Annotated in this window: 18 protein-coding genes; 2 read left to right on the top strand and 16 right to left on the bottom strand. The window is 38.0% G+C overall.

Features of this window, described 5'->3' with window-relative positions:
• Nucleotides 1-19 precede the first annotated feature (19 nt).
• Together H539_RS0100525 and dcm are read right to left on the bottom strand one after the other, a co-directional pair.
• Entirely contained in the window at nt 20-1,198 is a 1,179-nt protein-coding gene (locus tag H539_RS0100525; RefSeq protein ID WP_035321693.1) for a type II restriction endonuclease, read from the bottom strand.
• Nucleotides 1,185-2,174, bottom strand: a complete 990-nt coding sequence (dcm, locus tag H539_RS27415; protein WP_051348375.1) for a DNA (cytosine-5-)-methyltransferase — start codon at nt 2,172-2,174, stop codon at nt 1,185-1,187. Before dcm ends, H539_RS0100525 begins: the two co-directional genes overlap by 14 nt.
• A 127-nt stretch (nt 2,175-2,301) precedes the next feature.
• Here dcm and H539_RS0100535 point away from each other — a divergent pair, with 127 nt between their 5' ends.
• The gene (locus H539_RS0100535) at nt 2,302-2,586 is read left to right on the top strand and encodes a hypothetical protein (protein WP_026691884.1); all 285 of its coding nucleotides are present in this window, start codon (nt 2,302-2,304) and stop codon (nt 2,584-2,586) included.
• Between the two features lie 276 nt (nt 2,587-2,862).
• On the opposite strand, the gene H539_RS0100540 is transcribed toward H539_RS0100535, so the two are convergent.
• From H539_RS0100540 to H539_RS0100555, 4 genes are read right to left on the bottom strand one after another with little or no spacing between them, the layout of a single operon-like run.
• Nucleotides 2,863-4,932, bottom strand: a complete 2,070-nt coding sequence (locus H539_RS0100540) for an AIPR family protein (protein WP_026691885.1) — start codon at nt 4,930-4,932, stop codon at nt 2,863-2,865.
• 3 nt (nt 4,933-4,935) lie between these two features.
• Nucleotides 4,936-5,832, bottom strand: a complete 897-nt coding sequence (locus H539_RS0100545; RefSeq protein ID WP_026691886.1) for a PD-(D/E)XK motif protein — start codon at nt 5,830-5,832, stop codon at nt 4,936-4,938.
• Nucleotides 5,833-5,846: 14 nt separating this feature from the next.
• On the bottom strand, nt 5,847-8,687 hold the full coding sequence (locus tag H539_RS0100550) for a Z1 domain-containing protein (RefSeq protein ID WP_026691887.1): 2,841 nt from the start codon (nt 8,685-8,687) through the stop codon (nt 5,847-5,849).
• Nucleotides 8,680-10,149, bottom strand: a complete 1,470-nt coding sequence (locus H539_RS0100555) for an ATP-binding protein (RefSeq protein WP_026691888.1) — start codon at nt 10,147-10,149, stop codon at nt 8,680-8,682. The genes H539_RS0100550 and H539_RS0100555 overlap by 8 nt, the downstream gene beginning before the upstream one ends.
• Before the next feature lie 1,444 nt (nt 10,150-11,593).
• Here H539_RS0100555 and H539_RS0100560 point away from each other — a divergent pair.
• Nucleotides 11,594-12,547, top strand: coding sequence for a DUF6236 family protein (locus H539_RS0100560; protein WP_026691889.1), 954 nt, complete (start codon nt 11,594-11,596; stop codon nt 12,545-12,547).
• A 409-nt stretch (nt 12,548-12,956) separates the two neighbouring features.
• Here H539_RS0100560 and H539_RS0100565 read toward each other — a convergent pair whose 3' ends face one another.
• The 10 genes from H539_RS0100565 to H539_RS0100610 form a co-directional block, all read right to left on the bottom strand.
• A complete protein-coding gene (locus tag H539_RS0100565; RefSeq protein ID WP_026691890.1) occupies nt 12,957-14,378 on the bottom strand; it encodes a restriction endonuclease in 1,422 nt (473 codons plus the stop codon).
• Between the two features lie 86 nt (nt 14,379-14,464).
• Nucleotides 14,465-16,888 carry a DEAD/DEAH box helicase family protein gene (locus tag H539_RS0100570; protein WP_026691891.1) on the bottom strand — a complete coding sequence of 808 codons (2,424 nt, stop codon included), beginning with the start codon at nt 16,886-16,888 and terminating at the stop codon, nt 14,465-14,467.
• Nucleotides 16,881-17,207, bottom strand: coding sequence for a nucleoside triphosphate pyrophosphohydrolase (locus H539_RS0100575; protein WP_026691892.1), 327 nt, complete (start codon nt 17,205-17,207; stop codon nt 16,881-16,883). Before H539_RS0100575 ends, H539_RS0100570 begins: the two co-directional genes overlap by 8 nt.
• A 262-nt stretch (nt 17,208-17,469) precedes the next feature.
• Nucleotides 17,470-18,429, bottom strand: a complete 960-nt coding sequence (locus H539_RS0100580; RefSeq protein WP_026691893.1) for a D-2-hydroxyacid dehydrogenase — start codon at nt 18,427-18,429, stop codon at nt 17,470-17,472.
• Nucleotides 18,430-18,511: 82 nt separating this feature from the next.
• The gene (locus H539_RS27420) at nt 18,512-19,225 is read right to left on the bottom strand and encodes an RraA family protein (protein WP_051348376.1); all 714 of its coding nucleotides are present in this window, start codon (nt 19,223-19,225) and stop codon (nt 18,512-18,514) included.
• A 68-nt stretch (nt 19,226-19,293) separates the two neighbouring features.
• Nucleotides 19,294-20,061, bottom strand: a complete 768-nt coding sequence (locus tag H539_RS0100590; RefSeq protein ID WP_026691894.1) for an enoyl-CoA hydratase/isomerase family protein — start codon at nt 20,059-20,061, stop codon at nt 19,294-19,296.
• A 3-nt stretch (nt 20,062-20,064) separates the two neighbouring features.
• A complete protein-coding gene (locus H539_RS0100595; protein ID WP_026691895.1) occupies nt 20,065-21,810 on the bottom strand; it encodes an FAD-binding protein in 1,746 nt (581 codons plus the stop codon).
• Nucleotides 21,811-21,834: 24 nt separating this feature from the next.
• On the bottom strand, nt 21,835-23,388 hold the full coding sequence (locus H539_RS0100600) for an acyl CoA:acetate/3-ketoacid CoA transferase (protein WP_026691896.1): 1,554 nt from the start codon (nt 23,386-23,388) through the stop codon (nt 21,835-21,837).
• A gap of 123 nt (nt 23,389-23,511) precedes the next feature.
• Entirely contained in the window at nt 23,512-24,651 is a 1,140-nt protein-coding gene (locus tag H539_RS0100605; protein WP_026691897.1) for an acyl-CoA dehydrogenase family protein, read from the bottom strand.
• 18 nt (nt 24,652-24,669) lie between these two features.
• The gene (locus tag H539_RS0100610; RefSeq protein ID WP_026691898.1) at nt 24,670-26,127 is read right to left on the bottom strand and encodes an aldehyde dehydrogenase family protein; all 1,458 of its coding nucleotides are present in this window, start codon (nt 26,125-26,127) and stop codon (nt 24,670-24,672) included.
• Between the last annotated feature and the right edge of the window lie 8 nt (nt 26,128-26,135).

A 26,135-nucleotide genomic window follows, 5' to 3' on the forward strand; every position in this document is an offset into this window, starting at 1 on the left:
AGACCCTTTACAGGTCTCCTTATACTGAGTATTTTTCTTTTGTATACTTTATAAACTTTTCCACTGTCCATAGACGATCCTGATATGCCTCTGGATACATCTTATGATATGCCTCTGGTACAACGAGTGTCACTTTTTCTTCTTGCATTTCGTCAAGTTGGTTCATTGTAATACCTTGCTGCAATGTTAATAAATGTTTTTGTGGAATCCTGTTTGCCTCATTTAATATCTGACGCCATCTGTCCTTACAAGTTGTCTTGGCGCCCAGCATAATAAGTTTGTCAGAGTCATACAACAAGTTGGCATAATGCTCATTACTTGGCAAAAGAAAGTCTGGTTTCTTGGTGCCTTCAGTCTTTCCAGGATGACTGAAAGGAATATTAAAAAAACAAAGAAGAAAATCAATATGGTGTTCAAGTGATTTTCCTGCCCTACTCTTTCTTCTATTTAAAGCACTAGAGGCAAACTTCAAAAGAGGATCTAATTCGCAAAATGGTTCAATTAAGTATGGCTTATATATATTTCGTTCTATTTCTTTAAATAACTCATATTCAACATCTATCCACTTTAATAATGTATTATCTGGATTACCTATTCCTTTAGCAAACTTCATTACAATATCCCTTGAATGCTCTGCTAAAACAGTAGTTTCTGGGAAACTGTCAGGATATAGACTGCCATATTTTTTTATCCAATCTTCTATTCTTTTTTGTACAAGAGTAGTCTTTTGGTTTTCTACTCCATAAACTGCATTGTTGCTGACAAGTGATAGGGAGAATGTCTCTATAAAGTTCTCAATCTCTTCTTCAGTATCAAATATATAAGCCTTAAAATTCTCAAAATCTACTGGGATAAATACAATAAGATTTCCCACCTGCTGATTTTTATCCCACGGGGAATTTGTCCAAAAGCGAGTTATCCTATATTCATTCCTTGTTCTAACACCATAGTATATAATTCTACTTTCGAAAGGGTAATAACCGTCTATATGTATTTTGACAAAGTTATCTTTATTTTCCCCTTTTACTCCTTCTGTTTCAAAAAATACACTCCAAGCATTCTTAGCAATGTGCAATCCCTCTTGGTGTGCGTTAGTCAATCCGACATCATTGGCTGTGACGAATTTACAATAAAAGCGGCCATATTGCTTGGCCGCTTCAATCGCACTCGTCAGTTTATCTGACTCATTTTGTTGCATACTCCAACCGACCCTCTTCCGTTTCCACTTGTAGTATCTTGTCGTTTTCAATTGCCTGTATCATCTTTTCAGCAATTCTTTCTACGACAGGAACTGCAACACTATTGCCAAACTGTTTATAAGCAGCAGTGTTACTAACTACAATTTTAAACTTTTCTGGAAATCCCTGCAAGCGGGCGCATTCTCTTGGAGTCAATCTTCGAGGGTTTTTTCCTTCCTGTGGAATCAAAACTTCTGAACCATCTTTATAGTATCGAGCTGATAGGGTACGACTATAAGAGTTCAAATCTACCAAACCGTAACCAAATCCATTGCCCTTTTTGCTATGCTTTTCTTTATAAGCCTGTAAGTACTCCCACAACTTGTCTGACAATGTGAATTTATCATCCACATTCTCTTCTAAAATAGTACGGATAGCGGGACCTTCTTTTGGTATTTCAGGAAATTCAAACTTGAGCGGCTTTTTAAAGCCCACTATGTAGATCCTTTCCCTGTTCTGTGGTACTAAACCCTTTGCGTTCAGGACTTCCGAATAAACGGTATACCCCAATTCTTCTTCTAGTACTTTCTTTATTACTCTAAATGTATTTCCTTTATCATGAGATTTCAGGTTCTTTACATTCTCCAACAGAAAAGCCTGTGGCTTTTTTTCCTTTATAATACGGGCAATATCAAAAAATAAAGTCCCTTGTGTATCATCAAGGAAACCGTGTTGACGACCTAAACTGTTCTTCTTACTTACTCCAGCAATACTGAACGGCTGACAAGGAAAACCCGCGAGAAGTAAGTCGTGGTCAGGAACTTCCTTTTCATCTACCAAGCGAATATCACCAACTGGTTTTTCACCAAAGTTAGCCTCATAAGTTTCCTGCGCTTTTACATCCCACTCACAAGAAAAGACACACTCTCCATATGGTTGGAAGGCTGTCCTTATGCCTCCAATGCCTGCAAATAGATCAATAAATCTGTATAGCATAGATTTCCACCTCCGAACACTTGTCCTATTTTTAATTATATCAAAGTTTATTGTAGTTTGGTCGTTTTTTGTGCTAGAATATTAAAGTTACTTTTATACAATACCTCTAACAGGGGAGGTTAAACAAGTGGCAAATGCAGTAATTTACTATAAATTGGACGACAACGAAAGTACCAAACAGGCAGTTCCCCGTGTCAATGCTCTGATAGAACAGTTGCAGACACCTCATGTCATCAGAGGTGTATATATTGATTTACCTGGCAGTAGCAATGAATTAATGGAACTGTTGAATTCCTCACTAACTGAAATTGACATTATATATGTAAATAAAGAAATTGAAGACGAATTTGATATTACTTTGATAAGTGAGTTATCTAGAAGAGATCACTTTGAAGTAATACTGCTTGATTAGAATGGCCTTCTGCTATGTCTTTTTCTGATATTTACCTATCTTCCTCTAAAATTATTATTATGATGTATCACCATTTCTATATCAAGAGCCATACGCAATTTCTAAAGCTTACTCGTAATTGTGTATGGCAGTATATGTTTTGAAACAAACCTTTATGGAAGTGTATGAGATAAATAATCGTTTCTTTGAACACTATAATGTGGTTTCATTTAAGCTTAGAGGATTTTCATGTCATATCACATATAAAAGGGATGACTTATCCATCATCCCATCTTCCTATTTAGAAAAACTTTCCATTCTTGCTTTTTCAAGTAGCTGCAAAATCTTTGCCGCTTGTTTATCCGATGGTACTTTTCCATCGTCAATTCCCATAGCTAGTTTTAAGAAGCTGACATCCTGTATATTCCAAATTTTTTCTTGAACGCCCCAATTGTATACTTCCTTCCAAAAAGCAGAACCATATTCGTAAACTTGAAGTAAAGCATTTATCTCATTAGCTTTTTTTTGCTCCTTAATAGCACTGTATTCTTGTGTCATTACATATTTTTTATTAACCAACTGAACAATAAATTCTTTTTCATATTCAAAATCTATTTCTTTTGCCATCGTCCAGGATATCTCACGTTTTGCCCATTCCGTAACATTTTCAACTGTACGATCCTCACGAACCAAGTGTTGATACATTATATATGACACTTTTTGAATTTGTTTTATCCATCCATTAGATAAATCTTGATCTTTCCAAATTTGCTGGAAATCAATTGTTGATTCAGGGAAGTCTTTTTCAACTTTGTGAATGATTACTGAGAGTGTATAAGCAATAATGTTTGCTTTATAGCTATCATACCACTCTTGATTCCGCACAATATTATCTGCTTTTTTGAACAGAATAGCTAATGCAATTACTTTACGATAGAATTCATCGTTTACAAATTCAGAATTCTTATCCCACTGTTTAATCATCCATTCACTAAACTTGTTAAAACTCTTTTGAGATCCAGCACTTGCTATATGAGGTGTTTGAAGATATATGTTATAGTATTTTGCTAGATCAACCTTTTTAAACATTTGACTTTTTGGATATCGCGATTCAAAATTCCTTTTAAAGGAAGCTGTTGATTTATATACTTCTTGTCTGTATTGTCCATTAGCACGTTCATAATACCAGAACTTCCCGAATTGAGCTCCCCCAACCGCTGGCGCATGGATCCTTCTTGAAAGCTCTTCAACTTTTCTATGGAATGGATGGTTAGATGCTAGGTCAGCGTCACTTACTTTATTCTGGCTGTTTGCAAACCTTGAAATATTTGGTATCAATTCTTCTGATGATTTTTGGGAGACAACCGAGACTTTCATTGGAACGAAAATCCTCTTTATTTGATTACGAGAATTCAGTTTTATATCATTTTCCCATGCATTTGCAAGAGAAGCTGTTGTTTGTCCACCATTTACAATCTGTAATGATTTAAAACCTGTAATTACTTTCCCATCTGGTCCTTCCGAAATTTCAATTTTTTCTGCGGTTGCAGCAATACCATTATTAAATGCAAAGAACATTTGGGGATTATTTAAAATTGTATTCCTAATACCTTTATTAACTTTTCCTTTGGATTGTAAGAATGAACGAACATTTCCTTCAAGCAACCTTGACTGATACTTATTATACATTCTAGCCAATAGTTCTCCAGGAATATTACACAGATATGCTTGGTAATCATCAGTTTTAGACGCTGGAAGTACCGGAATCCCCTCCGCTTGAAAATCCTCCCAAAGATCAATTATTAATGGTTCTTTACCATTTGCTGACTCATCAATTAATTTCATTCGGGAAATATCAAAAATTGAGTAATTTACCCGGACGCTATTTTCAAGTGTGCTGTCAATAATGTTAATTGTATTTGATTTCAAATAATCTGTTAATATGATAATTTCAAGAACATCAATCTCAATTTTCTTGTTCAAGATATCATAAGCCAAACCATAACCTTCTGAGCTTTCTTCTGCTTTTGAAATAATTTTTTCTACATCAAAATAAAAATATTTGGCGCGATTAAATAATGAATCGGCATCAGTCATTGTTAATATCTTATCTTCATAGTATGCCAAAGAAGGAATAATGAAGAGTGTCAATTTACTATCTAACTCACTGTATACATATCCATCAATCTGAATTGATCGGTTGCGACTGCCTCTACCTTTAAAATGAAGATAGTGGAAATCCTCTATGATTTCAGACTGTTCAAGCTTCTCACAATATAATTGAAAAAACGACTCACGATCCGACATATTATCAGATACAGCTTGGACTTTCAGTTCGTTTACTAATTCCTCTCTATATGAATCCATTAGTTATACCTCAACTTTAAATTGCTTTAATTCAGGCAAGTAAAGATCATATTCAATATTCGTTATTGCCTTACCCAATTCAACATTGGATATTTGAGGGAAGCTTCCGTTTACTTCATAGAACACAATTTCATGGAACTCCAGGTTTATTTCCTTATACTTTTCATCCGGGACAAAATTTAGATTAGCTAATTTCCTGTCGAACTCTGCTTGCAAGCTCTGTGTTTGAATAAAACTACTAATTTTTTGATACAAGTCGAACAAGTTAGTGGACTTCGAATTTGCTAAACTGCTTTTTTCGTATGATACGATGGTCAAATATCCAATACTATTAGAAACAAGTTGCGACTTACTGTTTAAATGAATTGTATCTTTGTTTAAAGATTTTGTCTTTACCTCAAACCAAGTATTATTTATTTTAAAATCCTTATCAGCCCCTAATGGACCACACCAGGAATTCAAACTATCTATTATACCATATTTTTCAACCATGAATTCACTTATAAAATATAACTCGCCTGCTAATCCCACTGCTTTGCTAAAATCGAGGCTTGACTTTATACCTTGTTCAAACAGTGTTTTCCATTCAACAAAACGCTGTATAAACATCCTTTCGGCAACTACCGATATACTTGCGTCACGGACAGTATCAACCAAATCAAAAACAAGCTTATTAAAAACTCCAAGATACCGTTGTTCAGCAATCGAGACTGTCAACGCCCACAACCCGTCCTGTCTTTTGTTATATTCATAAATGAGATACTTGCTACTATTATTAAACTTAGGCTTTTTCGATAGCTTAACAAACATACTTGTCCTACCTTTATTGTCCAATCCTAGATAAATGCCGAATTTATCAGTTTTTGGAATTCGCTTATATTTATTTTCTTCGGCAATCATGTTCAAGCTCCTCGCTAATCATCTAATGCATCAACATCATCTTCGTCATATTCCTCATCCCAATCGTGCTGACTAGAGCTACCTTCTATAAGTTCCATTTGATAGACCTTGTTTACCACATACTCATAGGTTACGGATTGTACGCCTTCAATATCGGGGATACCTATACTTATACCCGTAATTAGTTGTTTCAACGAATCAACATATCCTTCAACTTCAGTATCAACGCCTTTTGAGTTCTTTATTAACTTTACAGGGTAAATAACTATAAGTGGGTTGCGTGGAATTCCTGTATTAAAGTACATATTTTGAGTTGGAGCTTTTTGACCGCCTTTCCTGTTTTTTTGGCCTTTCAAAAGATCATCTACACTATTTTCGATTAATTCCATTTGCTCTTTTTCGAGTCCTGTCAAAGCGTAATCTCTGGAACCTAACCTTTTCTTAGATTTAGAAATTCTGACATAGTGCCCCGTACCGAAGAAATCAAACCCACGTGAAATTGGATAAATTGGAATTTCTCCAAAAACTACAGGTTCTTCATCATTTTTAGCGTTATTAGTTGCAACAACAACGTCCCATTTATTAAATATTTTTGATGCACTCTTCTTAACCTCACCAACAAAAATACTATCTTTAGAAAATTCATTCATGTATGGATATTCTACAAATGTCAGCAGCTCAATTATTGCTTCTTTCGGAACATCTTTAAATGTTGGTTTCTGACGACCCAGTTTGTAAACATCTTTTACAAAATATTTTTTGTTATTCACTAACCAACGCTCAATCACATTGTTATTAGCTTCTATTTCGTCTTTCTTCGAGGGAAGAATCGCTGTCTCGATCATTCGGCCATTCAATTGTCGTACAAGTTTGATTTGTTCGGAATGCCTCATTTTATTTCTTGCAGTTACAATTAATGGAGTATCTTCAGCAGAACGTACACGTAGCCCAAAATCTATTGGACGTTTATTTTCTCTAGACATCCGTTTAATTTCATTTCGTAATTCTTCAGTAGCTACGGCGATATGTTCATACCATCCAGCAGACTCACTTGATGTCCAAAGTCTGCACAAATCGGAATATCCGTCACGATATCCAAACCATCGTCCCATTTGCATTAGCGTATCATACATTTTTGTATTTCTATAGAAATAACTTATTGTTAACCCTTCAAGTGTAAGTCCACGTGCAAGGCTCAGGCCTCCAATTGCAATTAAGCGTAAACCGTCTTCATACTCATCATAATTCAATCTTTGAGATGCTGACCCACTATTTACTGTATGAACTTGAATTGGACTAATAGCCTTATAAAGTACTTGTTTTACATCATCCCAATGCTCTTCAATTTCTTTTTTATTAAAAGACTCTTCTCCGTAAATAGCATATTTCTCTTTACCAAACTCCTTATCAAAAAGGTCGTGTAATTCTTTTATGAAAGGCTCCTCAGATTCAGAAAGCGCATAGTTTTTAATCTGTTCTTTTGCGAATTTAAAGTAATTTTTCACCTGTTCTTGAACAACTTTTTGAACGCTAATAAATCTTGATACATGAATTAGCATAGATCGATGTTTCTTTTGTTGACCACGTAAATCCCGAACAGCATTGGCGAGTAAAAACAACAGTATAGATGTCTTAAGAGATTCAGGAAGTGTTGAAATTTTAGTACCATTTTTGTGTTTTAAATCCAAGATATTTTCCATATCATCGTTATGGCGAATCATGTAATGGTATTGCCCATTCTCACTATACATTTCCATTGGACCAACATAATTTGAAGGTTGCTCTAGTAAGTAAATAAAATCTTTTGGAAATAGATCATTTTTTGTTTCGACCTCTAATTGAGGATCAATAAAAATATTTGCAAAAGGCGTTGCTGTAAAGCCCACATAACTATATTTTCTAAACAATTTCAACAAATTACGAATTCCATTGTTAATTGCTGTCGGATCTTTATCAGGATTGTTAGTATTTACTGAAGCGTTGTCTGCCTCATCATCTATTAACAAAAGTGGAAAATCGATAATACCTGTTGATTGGTCTGTATTTTTTTCTTTCAGCCAAGAATGAAGCTTTTCTAAAATTGACTTGTTCTTCTTAATTACAAAAATTACCGGATCAGCTACAGATGACAGTCTCATATTTAGACCTTTTAGGTCAAAATCTTTCTCGGTGGTAGTGAAGGATGCCACATTGATTTTCGTGTTGTATTTTCCAGCACCAAGAAAAGAGTTTCTCTTATTCAAGAATTTGACTAAATTTCGACTGTCCCTTCCAACAAAACCTTCATCAATACGTCCTTGTGTTTGTTTTCGCAGCTTCTCGATCGTACCAGTCAACAAAATAATTACTTTGTATCCACTATCAGCTGCCTTATTTATTAAGGCTGTATAATTCGAAGTTTTCCCAGACTGAACAGAGCCAATAATGAGCCCCTTACGTTGAAATCCTGTTTCTGACAACGGATCACCAAGAACATCCATAGTATCTTCCGAAGCTTCATCAATTTTGTTAATAACAATTTGTGGCAAGTTCACATCATTTAGAAGATATCGACTATATCTATCCCAATATTCAGTTCCTCGATCGGCTTTGGAATTATAATACCATTTCTTATAATTGTCCTCTTTAAGGAGTGTCCCAGTATCCATAGTAATAGCGTATCTTTCCTCTAGATTTACAATAGCAGTATCAATATCGTCTTGATTTATGTTGATTCCACCAAATTTCATTTGAGCCATTGGAATAATTGCCTTTACAGTTTGCTTAATTTGTTTTTCTGTAATATCTTCTAGATTCTCTTTCGGCAACATAATACTTGCAAGATCTTCTATTATTGCAATGATTTCTTTACCCATTATTTTGAAACTCCTTTTCCAGCATTCGAATAACTTCCGGGTACTTCTGGAACATATCAATTGAAGACAAACTTTTTAAATGCTTAATTTGCTCATCCTTATTTCTAGCTAATCCGTCAATCGTATTTTTGGCTACTTGGTAAACTTGTTCGACTTCAAGTATCTTATCCTCAAACTGTTCGTCCTGGGCTAAGTCATAATAGACAGCTGAATACGGAAAGCTATCTTCAATACTCTTAACAAAACCGTCTAAAAGTTTGAACTGCTCATCATTTAAAGATTCTTGCAAAACTTTAAAAATTGGTATGTCACGATTCACCAAGTATTGCATTTTTTCCCGATTCTCAATCTTGTTCCAGATGTGTTGGTAACTATCATGGACAACTTTTCTACCTCGATATCTATAAACTCGTTCACTCTTACCAACGACACGAAGAACGATTTGCTTAAGTTGTTCTTTAATCATACTGGGGATTTGAGCAGATGATTTTTTTACGTCTATTGTCCAATGCGTATCAATATTGTTCGGAAGATCAATACGTACTTTCGCAAGACGTTTAAGTTCCCCGTCACTTAATAAGCGGAACCATTTTCCCCAAACAATTAGTCGATTATTCCGATAAATATATAGCCCCTGTTTTAAATTCAACTCTCTATATTCGTTTAGTAATTGTCTTTCTTCTGTTGATAACTTACTGACGAAAGGAGTAATATATGGAGTAATTTTTATCGGTATCTTATCTATAAATAAAGTTTCTTCTTCAAGTCGCTGTGTAGCTCGATTAGACAACATATATGGATCAATTGGTTCAACTTTTCTATTATTGAAAAAAAGTTCAAAATATTGTTTGGATATTTTATTCTCTAAGAATCTATGAAAAACTAGCGCCATGTGTTTATCTGCGAAATTTAACTTTTCATTGAACTCTCTATCAAATTCCTTAGGAGATTCCGAAATTCTATCTATTTTTTCCCATACAATCACTGTTCCTGACTTATAGTTTTCTAATTCAGATGAAAATCTAAGATTAGCTATTTGTTCTTCTGTATATCTTATCAGAGACCAATTTTTTGTTTTGTGAATATGGTCTAAATCCCAACACGCAGCTGAAAGTTTTCCTCGTTGTTTTGAAATTACGGTCAGTTTCCTACATTGCGACATAGATGCCATTTTTAAACCTAAACCGAATCGTCCCAAATCGTTTTCTCCACGTTCATCTAAAGAACTGCTACTTCCATATCGCATTGCTTTTTCAAGTTCAATATTTCCCATTCCTATTCCGTTATCAATTACAACGACATATGGAACTTTAGAATTTGAAAATTTCACGTCGACGCGCTTTGCAAAATTACTGATTGAATTGTCAATAATATCTGCCATTGCCGTTTCAAAAGAGTAGCCAATTGATCGTGTCGACTCTACTAAATTTGGTGCATAAGGAGTTAAAATTAAATCTTCCATAACATTGCCATCCCTTTTATATATCCACTTTTAATCTATTCTTATAAAATCAAATTTTCCAAAATGAAAAATAAGCTAACACTTGTAAGTCTTAACTTCAAGTATACTATGAACAAGTAAACTGTTGTACTAGTGAATTCTGTGCGACTCTTCCTAATAGAAACGGAATACATGGGAAACACATATAATCATCGTCAAAAAAAAATTAAGAAAACTAAAAGAAAAATTATACTAAGAAATTCTAATTCACGAGAAATTTTCGGCTTTTTTCGCTCCCCCGCTAATAATTTAAACATATATAGAAGTACCGCTTAACAAATTGAAGAGCTGCTGCTTCCTATTATTCAGCTTTTTATCATACTAAAGTAACATTATGTCCCTTTGAATAATAAACCAAAAATGGTTTTTAATCCGAAAGCAGGACATCAAATACCTGGTAGGTACAGCTCTTAATTAAATTTCTATATTCCAAACATGAATAGAAATAATGCTTTTTCCACCCTAAAGGACTATAGAAGCGTATTCAACTAACTTTCACTTGCATTTGGCCTATCAAAGTACGCTAGAAGTCGTCTTTTCAATAAGTTTAGAAGAGATTTACAAAACTGATCTACTGGCGCCGTCTATTTTTGCGTCTTCCCTAGTTCTTCTTTCGGAAAGTTAGTTCTGTTACAAGCTATAAACACCGCCATCCAGATTGGCTTACGCAATCGTCGCACCAATTGTGTATTTCAATTTACCCAATTCTTAAACTTGTCTCTTGAGTATATTTAATACCATTTGTTTTTTACTAATGACTACAGCAAATGCATCTGCTCCTTATCAAAAGCATATGAATTGCATTTGTGTTCAGACCCTCAATTAAATCCATAACAACGATTATTGTCCCCCCCTACTTTCCTTATTTTTACAGGTGGGGCTTTGTTCGTGATAGGGTTAGACCAATATTAAATTATTACTGGAAAGCGAAATAGCGAACCATCATCAGTTCGCCTGTTGCTGTTACTCCTCCTACACCTTATTTAACTTATAGTTATCCGTTTTATTAAGTTTAGACGGGAGTGTGGTATATCCTATATGTTCACTTCCATGCATTCGAAATCCTCGTCATTCTGTGTCCATCACTAGGAACATACCGATACGACCCCTATGTGTTTAGGATGTTGCAGCTTACTGCGCTTAAGAAACTTTGTAGAAAGCATATTTGCTCCGTATGCTTTCGTGGTCTTCCCTCTCGGAAATCTTCTCGCTTCAAACTAATCATAGGTAGAGAATTACTAGGTGCTATTAAATAAAAAACACCTTTGAGGAATGATAAATTTGGTTGTACAAGAGATATTTTACTACAGTATTGGCAGGCTCTATGGATATACATTTGCAAGAAAAAGATTCCAACTATTTTCATATAATTGATTTATACTATTAAAAAGGAGGAGGTAAATATATGAATTTTAATTATTTGTATTATCCGTCTATATCATTACCTAATGATGCTTGGTTAAGAAGGGTACTTTTATATTCAAATAAGATAGCATCCATTGTCCCTGAAAAATTACAGGGCAACTTAAATGGCGATATTGATATTTTAAAAGGTTGTAATGAATATATCCCATTTTCTCCAGAAGAGTTTTTGAGTAATAATGAAGATTGTCTAACTAATTTCGAGAATGAAGTAACAGAATATTTTAATTCTGAATTTTTTAGTAATTTGCTAACTCAAAAGAAAAATACAGAAAAATTCCTAGTTCATGATTCTAAGTTTACATATGAATTAAAGAAACTGTTCCAAAAAAAAGAGTTTTTCGACCTAGAACTTGATAGCTGGAATCAGACACCCAAAATTGTGGGTGATGTATACATGGGGTTGCTAGCTAAACACATGGGAGAACATTATTCTTACATCCCAACAACAAACAGTGTTTATCATCAAAATAAGACTTTTAAGAATAACAGATTATCAATGGAAGAAATTGGAGAATTAAAGATGATAGATAGTCTACCTTCACCATCTGTTGATGTTCCAATCCTTGATATAATTAGATTTAAAACAAAAAGAGAGCAGGAACTACTTAAATTTAGATGTGTACTAAGAGAAAATATAGAAATATTAAGTACAATTGATAATCAGGAAGATTATTCACTGACAGCTTTAATACAACCAAGTAAAAAACTAATATCTGGGATTGGGGGAGGTACAATAGTTTCAGCCCTTTCTGGAAATTTAATAATAGGAGCTGCTATTGGTTTAGGAGGAGTAGTTTTCGACATTAGTAAAATAGCTAAAGATTATCATCTAAAAAGAAACAATATTATAGCATCATCTCCCTATTCTTATGCCTTTTACTCGAAAAAGTTTATGAAAAGGTCATTACGAAGAAAGAATGTATTTTTAAAATGAGTCGTACTAAAATTAAGAAATGACTTGGATTATTAACATATCAATAAAATTTATAACTATAACAGATAAATTATCTAATAGGTTTAAATTTTATTTTACTTATGTTAATAAAGTAGTCGAACTATTTAGGGAATAATTTTGGGCACTCTATAAAGAGTGCCGTTTTTGATGTATACCTACTAGATGGTAGGTATACAAATGTATTTCTATTTTACTATGATCTTACTATTTATTATTGAGTACAAGAACATGACAGACAAATAAACCATACTTATTAAGCCCCTGTATTTCGGCAATACATTCTCCATACAATATATATCCAACTGCCCCAGCACACCTGAACTGTGTTTCCAGCTCAATTTCTTGGACTTCATACCCTTAATGCAGCTCCATCCTTTATTTAACCCTATTAAAAATATCTTACCTTTATCATGGGATGCATTGCTAAGAACCTTTCTAATTCTAAAAACGACCAATTGTCAGTTTCTAATTTTAATCCTCGCTTTGTCATTGTCTCCGAAATACCATCGAGCGTATCATAAAGCGTAGAGTCAATGACTACCGATGTCATAACTCCATATCCATCCGCATTATACTGGTGAATTATATCTGATATACCTATTACTTTTGAAGCTGTTAAAGATGAACCAGGTTTATACAATTTACATTGAAAAATATATTTCTTTGGCCTTTCTCCTGGTAAGGCTTTAGTCCAAACCACAATATCCCTGCCTCCATCTCTAGAGCGTGATTTACCCATTTTTCTAATAGTTTTTGAATCGAATCTTTCATTATAATATAAAACGTCATAACAAAGTGTTTCAAAGGTATCATCATCAAGTTTTGACCAATCACAACTTATATCACTATTTATCCCCTCTACCAAGTCAATTGAATTAATTGTAATGGAAATATTTTGCCTAAGATGCGATATATCACTAGATAGTAATTTTTCAGGGTAAAAAAATATATAACTATATTTTTCATCTTGAAAAACAACTATATTTCCTGAACTAGATATAAAGGACTCTATAATAGTAGTATCGTGCAAGTAATTAAAATCAAGTAAATTATTTTTTTCATTTTTATTAATTATCGATGCACATTTTTGAGCATTTAATAAACCTTCTGGCATTCCAACAAGGTAACCCGAACTAATTAATACCTTTTGTGTTCTGAACATTAAAAGAGCTGCATTTTGCAGTTCAAGTTCTTTTATATCGAGGTAAAATTCCAATACATCCTTCAAATTAACCTCGTTGGGGACTATCCAACCGTTATTCACTGAAATATAAATATCGAAGCCGATGCTATTGCTAAACAGTGATCGCCAGTATCCATACTTTCTTTCAGGAAAACGACTAATCTCCGCTATAACATCCTCATTTTCTAACTCAAAATAGCAACCACCAATATAATTCGCTAAGAAACTATCAGCAATCTTGGGGAACTTAATAGTTTCTTTCCCCTCTAAAATTTCAAGTTCGTGTTTATAACGTTGGTCGTAGAAAAGATCAGATGCTTGGGTTATAAAATATATTTCTTCTGCTAAAGATAATAAATTTCTTGGTCTTATTTGAAAAATCATTGACTTATAAGGAAGTCCGTATTCAAAGTAATTTTCTTGATAATCTATTTCCTTGCTTACTTTACACAATAACTCCCCAATAAAGGAGGCGGTTAGATAATCATCTACTATATCTAAATAAGAATTTGCAGTACCAATAGAACTCATATTTAGTTCAATATTTATTATTTTTCCAGCTTTATTAAGCCCATTATGTATTTCCTCAACAGTTTGATTTTCAAAATGAGACAGGTTAAATTTCACAAAAAATCCCCTTTTCTTTAATTTCCATATAAAGGAGTTATATATATATAACACATAAAATATTAATTTAACTAAACTGTAATGTTCTAATTATTAGCTTGTCGTGCAAAATAATAGTGTAGTCTATACTCACATATCTCCTTAGTCATTCCATACAGTGTGTCCTGATCTTCAGGCATTACGTCAAACTTCAGACTAAATCCATGATCATTTAAGGCTGTTTGACTAGTCGCATTTCCACTCCATTTACTCATCGGCATTCTAGCAATCAAGCTGCTGACTCCCTTTTGATCATACTCCCATAGCTTAAAGGTACCTTTATCCGAGAAGTCCTTCTGCTTTCTATATTCTGCCTCTGTTAAGTATCTGTGGAAGAAAGGGGCAGCCTCTTCTGGAGTAAAGGGCTTAAACCAGTTATCAACACCCCTCTCCAGCATGGCTAGAAGTAAAACCATTTTGTAACTTTTTTTCATATCTGTTTTCTCTACATCCTTCAGCCAGTCTATATATCGGAAAAATAGGCCCGATTCTGTAGCTGACAGTTCCCCTGCCCATTCTAGGAACCCAAAGTAGGAGTTAAATTCAATTGAGTACTGCCTGGAGTCGGAAGCACCAAATAAATGAAGCTCCACATAACTCGGCCTTCTACCAAGCTCCTGCTTCACCTTCATGTAATCGGAATACAGCTTGTCCTTCCTTGGCTGCCTCTTCCTGTTCATTTCTTCTAAAAGATTAATAACCTTTACATCCAAGTCTATTTCACACATTTCAGGTACAACCGGCTGGATCTTTTTAGCCTTTCCCTTTGGTTCAGGATCCTTGTTAAATAGGCTGAGCTTAATATCCGCATTGCGATAGTTCCCAATCAGGTCAATAATGATACAATACTCCTTGCCTTCAGCAAGACGCAGGCCGCGGCCTATCTGCTGTGTGAAAACGGTCAATGATTCGGTCGGCCGGACGAATAAAAGGGTATCGACAGTAGGAATATCGACTCCTTCATTAAACAGGTCCACGGTAAAGATTAAGTCTATTTCTCCCTTAGACAGCTTATCAATGGCCTCTTTACGTCCAACACCCAGCTGTTTCGAGTGAAGGCTGACTGTTTTATATCCCTGCTTATTAAAGTAGCTTGATAAAAAGTTGGCCTGCCTGATTGAGGAACAAAAGCCTATTGTCCGGGTCTGTCTGTTTTCGTTCCATGCATTTAGGATTTTATCCGCCATTTCATCCCTTAGCTGAACCTGCAGGAGCTCCTGCTCATCATAGCGATTTCCGAGCCAGGTAATCTGGCTGTAGTCAGTATCATCATATACTCCGAAATATTTAAAAGGAGACAGCCATTTTCGTTCGATTGCTTCCAGGAAGTCCAGCCGGTAGGCTACATTTCCGTCGCAGATGGCGTACACATCTTTGTTATCATTGCGATCCGGTGTGGCTGTTATCCCCAATAGGAATTTCGGTTTGAAATAATTGAGAGCCCGCCTATACGTGTCAGCAGCGGCATGATGGAATTCGTCCACTATAATCAGGTCGAAATGATCAGGAGCGAACCGATTGATATGCCTTTGCATTCCAAGTGTATAAATAGACGCAAAAATAATATCGGCATCTGCTTCCTTTAGGCTTCCGTTATAGATGCCATATTTCTTTTCAGGCATGATCCTTCTGAATGATTTCCTCGCCTGATAGAGAATCTCCTCTCGGTGAGCGATAAACAGCACTCGCTTGAACTTCTTTGCAAAAAACCCTGCCAGATAGGTTTTCCCCAGCCCTGTAGCCATAATGACAAGCGCCTTCTTATAGTCTTCCTCTAATGTGCTGTTCAGCTGTTCCAAAGCTTCTAGCTGGGCAAAGCGGGGCTGTATCTCTCCGTAATCTTCCCTCGTCTCACCAATTTCCCCAGGTTGTTCGAGCTCTTCTTTATCTTCTCTCTGAAGCATCAATTCGTATTCATCAAGATCAGACCATTTTTTTGCGAGATGCTGGTTCTCTTTATGAAATATTTCATAACGCTGTTTATAGTCCTTTAGAGTCTCTTCATTCAAAGGCACCGTTTCATCTGCAAGGAAGGTCTTTAGAAATTGGTCCAGTGCTGTATTGAAGATTTCCTTTTCATCACTTACCGATAGATTCCATTCAACCCCATGATCCAAAGCAGATCTTGATAGGTTGGAGGAACAAACATAAAGACTCTCACTATCTTCTCTCTCAAATAAATAAGCCTTAGGATGAAAGGAAATCCCATTGCTCCTCCAAAAGCGGATCTGTATCCTCTCATCAATATGAAGCAGCTCTTCTAAAGCTTCCGGCTGAGTAATATAAAGATAGTCTCCGGTACATATTTTAATCTCAGCATTCCTGCTGACTGCCCGTTCCAGAGCATTTTTAATGAACTTAACTCCAGACTTCATCGTGAATGAAGTCATTATGCAAATTGTTGAAGCCGTTTCAATCTCCCTGATGATGTGGGTGCCAAGCTGTTTTGTGATTAACTGAATATTACTCATCTTCAACCTCAATTAAGAAAATCTTCTCTCTAAAACCGCCCCGCTTGGCTGCCTTTTGCTTCCGGACTTCCTCTACTTTTTCAAATGGAACACAATGAACCTCTGCCAGCGCATGAATCAGCTCTAATACATCCGCTAATTCCTCTATTGCCTCTTCATTATTTGCAGCATTCATATATTCCTCTAACTCTTCAAAGCTCTTTTTCTTAAGTTCTTTTATGTATTCATCATCGGAAAGGATCCTTGTCTTATGGTTCTTTCCGCTCTTTTCTATAATATTAGGAATAAGATCGCGGACTAATTTATTGTATTTAGGCATGTTCTACCTCCTAAGATGTAATTTTTCCAATTTTCTTCTATATTCTTCATTATACAACAAGTAATGGAAAATTCTTTTCTTTATGTAAGACTTAGTTAATAATCAGATCCTTTTGACATGAATAGCTTTATAGTTTCTGGAGGGATTCTGTTATTTAGTTTTCACATTAAGATAAGCCATTAGAAAAATAAAAACCTCTTCCTTAATTATGGAAGAGGCTTAGTAAACTTAATTAAAAAATCATTATAAAAAATACCATAGTCTACAAGGAATTTACCACGTACTTTGATTTTCCGGTCCTAAACGCTTTTATATTGTCCACTGCCAAATTCAATAGGCGGATCCGTGCTTCTTTGGTAGCCCAGGCGATATGAGGAGTGATCATACAATTTTTTGCTTGCAGCAAAGGGTTGGTATCTTCTGGTGGCTCCACCGCCAGAACATCCAATCCGGCGCCAGAAATCATTCCTGCATTGAGAGCGTCCGCTAAATCCTTGTTGTTAATTAGTTTTCCGCGAGAAGTATTAATAATGAAAGCAGAAGGCTTCATCATTGATAAATTTTCAGTATTAATCAATCCTTCTGTTTCTGCAGTCAGAGGGCAATGTAAGCTGACAACATCCGATAGCCTCATTAAATCAGGCAGCTCCGCCCATTTAAAATGGGGCAGGTCAATATCGCGATGATGGGTGTTATAGGCCAGAATGCGCATACCAAAAGCCGAAGCAATCCGTGCGGTCTGAAGCCCGATTCGTCCTAAACCGACGATACCCATCGTTTTACCAGCTAATTCAACCAGCGGGTAGTTCCAGAAACACCAATCCGGATTCCTTGCCCATTGGCCTTCCATAACGGCATCACTATGACGTTGGACATGATGGCAAAGTTCAAGCAGCAGAGCAAAAACCATTTGTGCGACTGATTCCGTCCCATAAGCCGGAATGTTGCTGACTACAATCCCCCGTTCAGCTGCTGCCTTCGTATCCACTACATCAAAGCCGGTTGCCAGGACCCCAATATACTTGAGATTAGGCAGCTGCTCAAGAGTGGGCCTTGTTAATGGTGTTTTATTTGTCAAAATAATCTCTGCGTTTGATGCCCTTTCAATTATCAGATCCTCTGGAGTCCGATCATAGACTTCTGTCTCACCTATTTGCATTAATTGTTCCCAGCTTAAGTCACCGGGATTTAAGGTATACCCATCCAAAATACAAATATTCATAAAAACCACCCCCGCTCCTATGAGTTAAGCTATAATTAAGCATTCTAAAAGGGAACACCAGTTATTCTTTAGATGATTGTTTTTACTCTAACCTGGCTATCCGCCAGTAAGTCTCGCTTTCCTCAAGCAGCTCACAGCCCTTTTGTTTAAGTGTTTGATCTACCCATGAACGGTTAACTGTACCGTTTTCGATTGACAGGAGGATATCCTCCTCCCGGATTTGCTGCTCCTTTATTAATTTTAACAGTTCTTCCGCATGTTCAAGAGGAACAACTGCAAGGCCATCTTCGTCACCAACTATGATATCGCCGGGATGTACAACCATCCCGCCAACGGATATCGGTACATTAATTTCCCCAGGTCCATCTTTATATGGACCTCGGTGAGTTACTCCTTTCGCATATACCGGAAAACTTTCCGAGCCAATGGCAGCTGTGTCCCGAATAGCACCATCAATAACAAAACCTGCAATTCCTTTTTTAATCGCTAGCTTTTGCATGATCTCTCCTATAATTGCATTAGTGAGATCTCCTCCCGCATCGACCACAATTACATCTCCGGGTTCTGCCAAATCAATGGCCTTATGTACCATTAAATTGTCTCCAGGCCTCGTTTTAACCGTAAGAGCTGCCCCTGTCAGTTTTCCTTTTTTATGATAAGGTCTGAGTCCGGAAGCGATGGCGTGTATACGGTTTAAATTATCGCTGATATGTGGAGTGACGACGTTTTCAAACTGCTGTATTAATGCTTTGCTCGGGTGATTTTTAATAGGATGTATACAAAAACCTAAATTCATAGTTTTTCCTCCTGATCATTTTAAATGGGGTACCAGCAGCCTTCTATGCTTTTTTATAGAGATTACGGTTATTTGTGTACAAAAGAAGCTTTTCTCTTATCAAGAAACGCATTTACAGCTTCCTTCACATCCTGAGTTTCGTGGAGCATGTAAAAAAGCTGTTTGCCTTTTTCCATAAATGCAGAAGAATCAGCAGCATATATTTTGATCGCTTTTTTAATAGCTTTCAAGGCTACACCAGGCAAATCCGCTAAATATTGAGCAAATTCTTCAGCTTTTGCCAGCCCATTCGAACTTTCAACGATTTCAGACGCAATACCTAGCTGAAGGGCTTTATCAGTGGATATGGGTTTACCGGTCAGCACCATTTCCATCGCTTTTGCTTGTCCCACCATGGACACTAACCGCTCCAATCCCCCATTTCCAGGGAAAACCCCGCGTAACACTTCAGGATATCCGAATTGAGTAGTGGATGAAAAGATACGAATATCAAATGCACTGGCAAGTTCGGCTCCTCCTCCTAAAGCATTGCCCTGGATGTAGGCAATAGTAGGCTGAGGCACGTTCATAATGGCTGCCAGCATCTCGTGTCCACGAATCCATACCTCACCAGCCGACTTGTTTGCTATGCGATCCGGGAACTCTTTCAAGTTAGCGCCACAACAAAAATGATCCCCTTTGGCGGCGAAAAGGATAACTCGAACCTCAGAAGACTGTGTAATGCTGCGGAACGTATCAGTCAACTCTTCTTTCACGCTTTCGGAAAGTATGTTTAACGGTGGGTGATCAAGTATGACCCTGGCAATCCCATTTTCAATAGAAACATTCACAGTCATTGCCTATTTAGCTCCTATTTTGCTGTGTTCTTCCGGCCACTCATACATTTCCGCAGCCATGGTTCCATCCGTTTTCCTGATTCGAATACTTCTTTTCCAATTGGCATCATCTTTTTGCGGGAAATCTTCGCGAAAATGACAGCTGCGGCTTTCAGTTCGAGTGAGAGCAGCCAGTACGATGGATTTAGCCGTTATAATCATATTGCGCAGCTCAAGTGCCGATTTGATAGTATCTAATGTTAAAGCATATTTACCATGCTCAAGATCCTTTTCGGTTTGCAGTAAATAATCCCATGCTTCCTTCAAGCGTGCTTCACTGCGTATGACCAGGCAATTCCGATACATGATCCGGCGAAGTTCTCCAATGCTTTCAAGTACATCCTTTGCTCCATTTTGGCTATTTTCAACCCATTGTACGATGGATTGGAATTCCTTGCTGCAGAATTCCTGAGAAGGAAGTTGACTGTCTTGCTTTAAAGAGTAGAGAGCAGCTGCTTTTCCTGTTCGGTAGCCGAATACTTGCCCTTCCGCGAGAGAATTGCCACCGGGGCGATCCGGGCCACGTAAACCTCCAGCCGTTTCTCCGGCGATGAATAAACCCAATAGGTCTGTTTCACCATCTTGAGTGGTTATTTGTGCCCCGCCGTTCATACATTGTGCCACAAGACCGACTTCAAATTTATCTGAATGCACATCAATTCCTTTGGATTTTAACACTCGTTTTGTCTTCGGCATTTTCTCCTCAACAATTGCCTCCGATCCGGGAGCCATTTCACACCATACACCACCGTTCGGTGATGGATTCTCCTCGGATTCTCTTTGGATCAATGTATCCAAATAGAAGGATTTATTGGATATGGTGAATGGAAAGGCTTTATGGTTATTAACGTCCTTTACATGTACACCGGGCGGGAGATTTTGCTCCAGGAACCTAACGCCCTTCTGATTTGATAAAATAGGCTGCGTTTTCCAAACAGGTCCGGAAAGTAATGTCACCGGCGGATTGATCACCCCAGGCCCGATTTGAACGAATTCCATATTGACAAGGGGAATGCCCTGCTGATACGCCATTGCATAGCCATCGCCTGTCATATCCGGCGTACCCACACCATAAGTGTAAAGATGGTGTGCTCCTCCCGTAGCTAAGATGACAGACGGTGTCTGATAGAATACAAATTCATTTTTTTCCATATCTAATGCGATGGCTCCAACGATTCTCTTTTCGCTATCCGTTACTAATTGAAAAACCATCATGTGTTCATCAACCGGAACTTGACTCTTTTTTAATTCCTTCGCAATAATGTTAAGGATATGCCTTGCCGTCACACCATTCACCCTGCAAGTCCGGGGATACGTAGCGAAATCGCTCATACCTTGAACAAGTTTGCCATTTTTTTGTTTATCAAATTTGAGCCCTAACTCGATTAGATCATTTATCCTTTTTGGGGCGTCTTCAGCCAGCGTTCGTACTAATTCAGGGTGAATAAAACCTCTTCCTGCATCCATTGTGTCCTGATAATGAATTTCCGGTTCGTCTCTTTCGTCTCCATGGCCAATGGCGGCAGCAATCGCAAGAAGTTCCGAAAATGCTGTTGCTGTGGATCCACCTTTAAGCCACGGTGATTTAACAGCTATCCGAACCTGGGCACCAGTCTGATAAGCAGTTAAAGCAGCTCTTGCAGCTGCACCGCCACCGCCAACTACCAAAACATCCGTTGTAATCGTCCTTGTTATTTCCCATTTTCCCAATGACCCAACCCTCTTTCATTTGGTTTATTTGAAAATATCTGCATCCATCTCTTTTAAGTTTTGTGAAATTTTTACGTTAAAATCTATGTGTGAAAGGATATCACGCTCAATGTCAACTCCTGGTGCATATTCAATCAATGTGATTCCTTGTTCTTCCAATTTAAATACTGCTCGTTCAGTTAAATAGAGGACTTCCTGCTTGTTTTTCAGAGCCATCTTGGCATTAAAGGTTATTTGCTCAACCTCAGGAATGAATTTTTTATGTTTTCCTTCATTCAAAATAGTGACTTTTCCTTCTTTTATCGCAACATCCAGCCCGCCGCTCGTTAACGTTCCGCAGAACATAATTTTTTTCGTTTTATGGACGATATCGATGAAACCGCCGGATCCCCGAAAAATACCATTAAACATACTGACATTTACATTTCCTGATCGATCGATCTGGGCAAAGCCTAGTAAAGTTGCTGATAGCCCTCCACAATGGTAAAAGTCAAACACCTGAGGTGAACTTACGATAGCCGTTGGATTAATATGTGCGCCGAAAACCTCTTCACCCATTGGGACACCACCGATTGCCCCGTGTTCCAATGAGAAAGTGACATCATGGAAAAAGCCTTCTTCTATAGCTAACTGTGGTAAACCTACAGGAATCCCTACTCCAAGGTTAATGATATCCCCTTGCTTCAGTTCTTTCGCGGCCGTCCTTAGTATCACTTTTTTAGCATTCAGAGGCAGCGGCTTATGTACTTGCTCTAGAGGAACTTTAACTTCACCGGTCCAGCTTGGTTCGTCCTCATCCAGTAGGCTTTGTTTTTGATCTGGATCAATCACTACTGCATCGACGAGAATGCCGGGAATGGCAACGTCATGAGGATTCAGTGTATGGTTTGGCACCACCTGTTTCACCTGCGCAATGACATATCCCCCACTTGCTTTGGCTGCCATTGCCATTTCCAATCCGCTTAACGTAACAGGTTCATTTTCTAGTGTGATGTTTCCGCTTTCATCTGCTGTTGAACCACGAATAATTGCTACATCAATAGGAAGAGAAGGATAAAATAGATTCTCCTCGCCGTTAATCTCAACGACTTTTGAAAGGTTTTCTTTGGTTCTCTTATTCAAGCGTCCGCCGTCGTAGCGGGGATCGACATACGTATGCAGTCCTACTTTCGTCACAAGTCCTGATTCCCCTGCAGCCATTGCCCGGATCCAATGAAAGATGGTACCCATTGAAAAACCATAAGCCTCAATCTCATTGTCGCGGATCATCTGAGTGAGCCGTGGACCTTCTTTTACATTAAAACTGCCGCTTATCAATCGTTTGAGCATCCCGCGATTTGCCACATGCTCCAATCCGGTGCTTTGGGTTTTGCTCCAGCCGATCCGCACTGGTGTAATGACAGTTAAATCCCTGGGTTCCCCAGTGGACAAGTAACGCTTTTCCAGCTCTGCCATTACTTTTTCCGGACAAAGGACAGATATAAGCCCGCCGATCGTTATGTTTGCATGATTCGGTACTTTGCTGATGGCTTCTTCGAAAGAGATCAGCTTTGACTTCGAAGTGATAGTGGAAAGCATTCTGCTTCTCCCCTTTCTAAATGTTTTAATTAAACTATGTGATTCCTAATGAAGGAACCTGGTTCCCCCGATTGTGCTTTTGACACAGCCGGGAGATGTCATGGATACTATCATTCTCTTAAACTACTTCCTTTGATCAAATTTTCTTCCTAATACTTCAGCAGCCAGCATAGTTCGATGAACTTGAACCGTACCTCCCGCAATTGATGCTGCGCGGACACAACGGTAATACCATTCCAATGGATACTGCCTGGAGAATCCGTACCCACCGTGAAGCTGTAAACAATCATCGGTAATCTTCTTAGCTGCTTCTGCGACATACACTTTCGCAACACTGGCTGCATGCTTATCCGGCTTATTATTGGCAGCTGCCATACCGGCACGGTAAAGCAGGGTCCGTGCAGCCTCCAATTGCATAAACATATCGGCAACCATCCACTGAATACCTTGGAATTCGCATATTTCTTTTCCAAACTGCTTGCGCTCCTGAATATACTGACAGGTTCTATCAAATGCAGCCTGGGTAATCCCCAATGTTTGGGCAGCGAAGCCTAAGCGCACACCATTATAAACTCCCATTAGGGCTTTAAAAGCATTGCGGTCCGTCAAAACATTTTCTTTTGGCACGATTGCATCATCGAAATAAAGAGCGCTTTGAAACTCACCGCTCATATTTTCTTCCGGAACACCTACAGTAAAGCCGGGCGTGCCGCGATCTACTAAAATAGCTCCAATATCCGATGTCCTCCCTGTGTTTCCGAAACGGGCATACACAACAAACAAATCAGCCAAATTAGCTTCACTAACCCAAATTTTGGATCCATTTAAACGATAATGGTCTCCTTCATCGATTGCCGTTGTTTTCATGTCTGTGGCCGCACTCCCCGCGTCAGGCTCACTCATTCCAAGACCTACTAACAATTTCCCGGCAGTGATTTGTGGAAGGTATAATTTCTTTTGCTCCTCTGTACCAAGATGATTGATAAAGGAAGCGATTCCAATACTGGTGTGATAGGCCTGCCTGCCACTGCTTGGGCAGACCCTGCACAATTCTTCAATGATTAAGAGTGCATCAAATAACGATAAATTCATGCCTCCATATTCTTCTGGAAGTGTTAATCCCAAAAATCCCTGTTCAGCAAGCATTCGGGCATTTGTCCAATATTCCTCGCCTTCGAGCCAATGTGTCCCAAGATTTAATTTACGGGAGGCAAAGTCACGGGCAACATTTTTCCATGATTGATTGGTTTCCGTCAAATTCATGTTTACATCCCCCTATGATTATTTTGAAGCGGAATAAACTACTTTTAGATCTGTAAAGAAATCCTTTGCGGTCACCCCAATGGAGTAAGCACCCACCGCTGAATTTTTCAGGCCTCCAAATGGAACATGGGATTCACTGATTGTTCCGTTGTTGATATGTATCATCCCGGTTTGTACTTGGTTAACGAATTGTTCGGCATACTCCATGCTGTTGGTAAAGCAGGAAGATGCAAGCCCGTATTCAACATCGTTGGCTATTTGAATGGCTTCTTCAAAACTATCTACAGGAGTTATGGTTAAAACGGGGCCAAAAATCTCTTCTTTCGCGATTCGCATATCCGGTGAAACATCTGTGAAAACAGTAGGTTCAAAGAAGTACCCATTTGTCTGGCTCTCTATCCTTTTACCGCCTTGAACAAGTCTGGCTCCTTCCTTCACCCCAATTTGAACGTACTCGTCGATTGTTTCCAAATGGTCTTTTGAAACCACCGGTCCCAATGTCGTTTCCGGGTCCATACCGTCACCGATGACGTAGGCTGCACACTTGTCCTTTAAGTAGCTTACTACATCATCCACTGCCGAACGCTGCACCACGATGCGGCTGATCGATGTACATCTTTGGCCTGTTGCGGCAAAAGCTGCAGAGGTAATTTGATCAACGGCCCCTTTTATATCGTTATAATCATAGATAACACCTGCATTTTTCCCTCCCATTTCCAATTGGACGGGAATTAATTTTTCCGCAGCTCTTCGATAGATCGTAGAACCAACACCAGTGGAGCCTGTAAAGGTTACTCCCTTAACTAGTGGGTGTACAGATAGCGGTGTTCCAACTTCTCTTCCTGATCCGATTACTAGATTTAAAACCCCTTTAGGTAAACCAGCTCTTTCAAATAACTCGACAATTTTGGCCCCAGTTCCTGCAGTAATGCTGGCAGGCTTAAATACAACCGTATTTCCGGCTGCCAATGCCGGGGCTATTTTCCTAAGGGGCGTTACTATTGGAAAGTTCCATGGAGAAATCGCAGCAATGACCCCTTTTGGTACTCTTTTTGTCTTGATTTCGATACCCTGTCTTTCACTTGGAAGAGTTTGGCCGTCCAGTCGTGTAGCTTCCCCAGCGGTAAACCGTATTTCACTAATCGTCTTATTGATTTCCCCTAATGCCTCATTTAACGGTTTCCCTTGCTCTTTTGTAATGATTTGGGCAATCAATTCACGTTCGGCATGTAATTGTTCAGCGAACCGATACAGTACATCGGCACGCTTGGGAGCAGGGGTACGGGACCATTCAGTAAAGGCTGCTTGTGCCGCTTCCACAGCATTATTCGTATCTTGTTCCGTGGAATTTGGAGCGATAATCACAATTTCTTCCGGATTAGCTGGGTTTTCTCTTTGATAGGTCTTCAAATTGGTTGAAGGAACCCATTTACCATCGATATAGTTTTCAATTTTAATAGGAAATAAGTTTTCCACTGAAATCT

Origin of the sequence: Peribacillus kribbensis DSM 17871 (assembly GCF_000430765.1) — a bacterium.
GTDB classification, from domain to species: Bacteria; Bacillota; Bacilli; order Bacillales; family DSM-1321; genus Paraperibacillus; species Paraperibacillus kribbensis.

Excerpts from the sequence above, each read along its gene's own strand:
- H539_RS0100525 (WP_035321693.1), bottom strand. The coding sequence starts at position 1,198 with ATGCAACAAAATGAGTCAGATAAACTGACGAGTGCGATTGAAGCGGCC.
- dcm (WP_051348375.1), bottom strand. The coding sequence starts at position 2,174 with ATGCTATACAGATTTATTGATCTATTTGCAGGCATTGGAGGCATAAGG.
- H539_RS0100540 (WP_026691885.1), bottom strand. The coding sequence starts at position 4,932 with ATGGATTCATATAGAGAGGAATTAGTAAACGAACTGAAAGTCCAAGCT.
- H539_RS0100545 (WP_026691886.1), bottom strand. The coding sequence starts at position 5,832 with ATGATTGCCGAAGAAAATAAATATAAGCGAATTCCAAAAACTGATAAA.
- H539_RS0100550 (WP_026691887.1), bottom strand. The coding sequence starts at position 8,687 with ATGGGTAAAGAAATCATTGCAATAATAGAAGATCTTGCAAGTATTATG.
- H539_RS0100555 (WP_026691888.1), bottom strand. The coding sequence starts at position 10,149 with ATGGAAGATTTAATTTTAACTCCTTATGCACCAAATTTAGTAGAGTCG.
- H539_RS0100560 (WP_026691889.1), top strand. The coding sequence starts at position 11,594 with ATGAATTTTAATTATTTGTATTATCCGTCTATATCATTACCTAATGAT.
- H539_RS0100570 (WP_026691891.1), bottom strand. The coding sequence starts at position 16,888 with ATGAGTAATATTCAGTTAATCACAAAACAGCTTGGCACCCACATCATC.
- H539_RS0100575 (WP_026691892.1), bottom strand. The coding sequence starts at position 17,207 with ATGCCTAAATACAATAAATTAGTCCGCGATCTTATTCCTAATATTATA.
- H539_RS0100580 (WP_026691893.1), bottom strand. The coding sequence starts at position 18,429 with ATGAATATTTGTATTTTGGATGGGTATACCTTAAATCCCGGTGACTTA.
- H539_RS27420 (WP_051348376.1), bottom strand. The coding sequence starts at position 19,225 with ATGAATTTAGGTTTTTGTATACATCCTATTAAAAATCACCCGAGCAAA.
- H539_RS0100590 (WP_026691894.1), bottom strand. The coding sequence starts at position 20,061 with ATGACTGTGAATGTTTCTATTGAAAATGGGATTGCCAGGGTCATACTT.
- H539_RS0100600 (WP_026691896.1), bottom strand. The coding sequence starts at position 23,388 with ATGCTTTCCACTATCACTTCGAAGTCAAAGCTGATCTCTTTCGAAGAA.
- H539_RS0100605 (WP_026691897.1), bottom strand. The coding sequence starts at position 24,651 with ATGAATTTGACGGAAACCAATCAATCATGGAAAAATGTTGCCCGTGAC.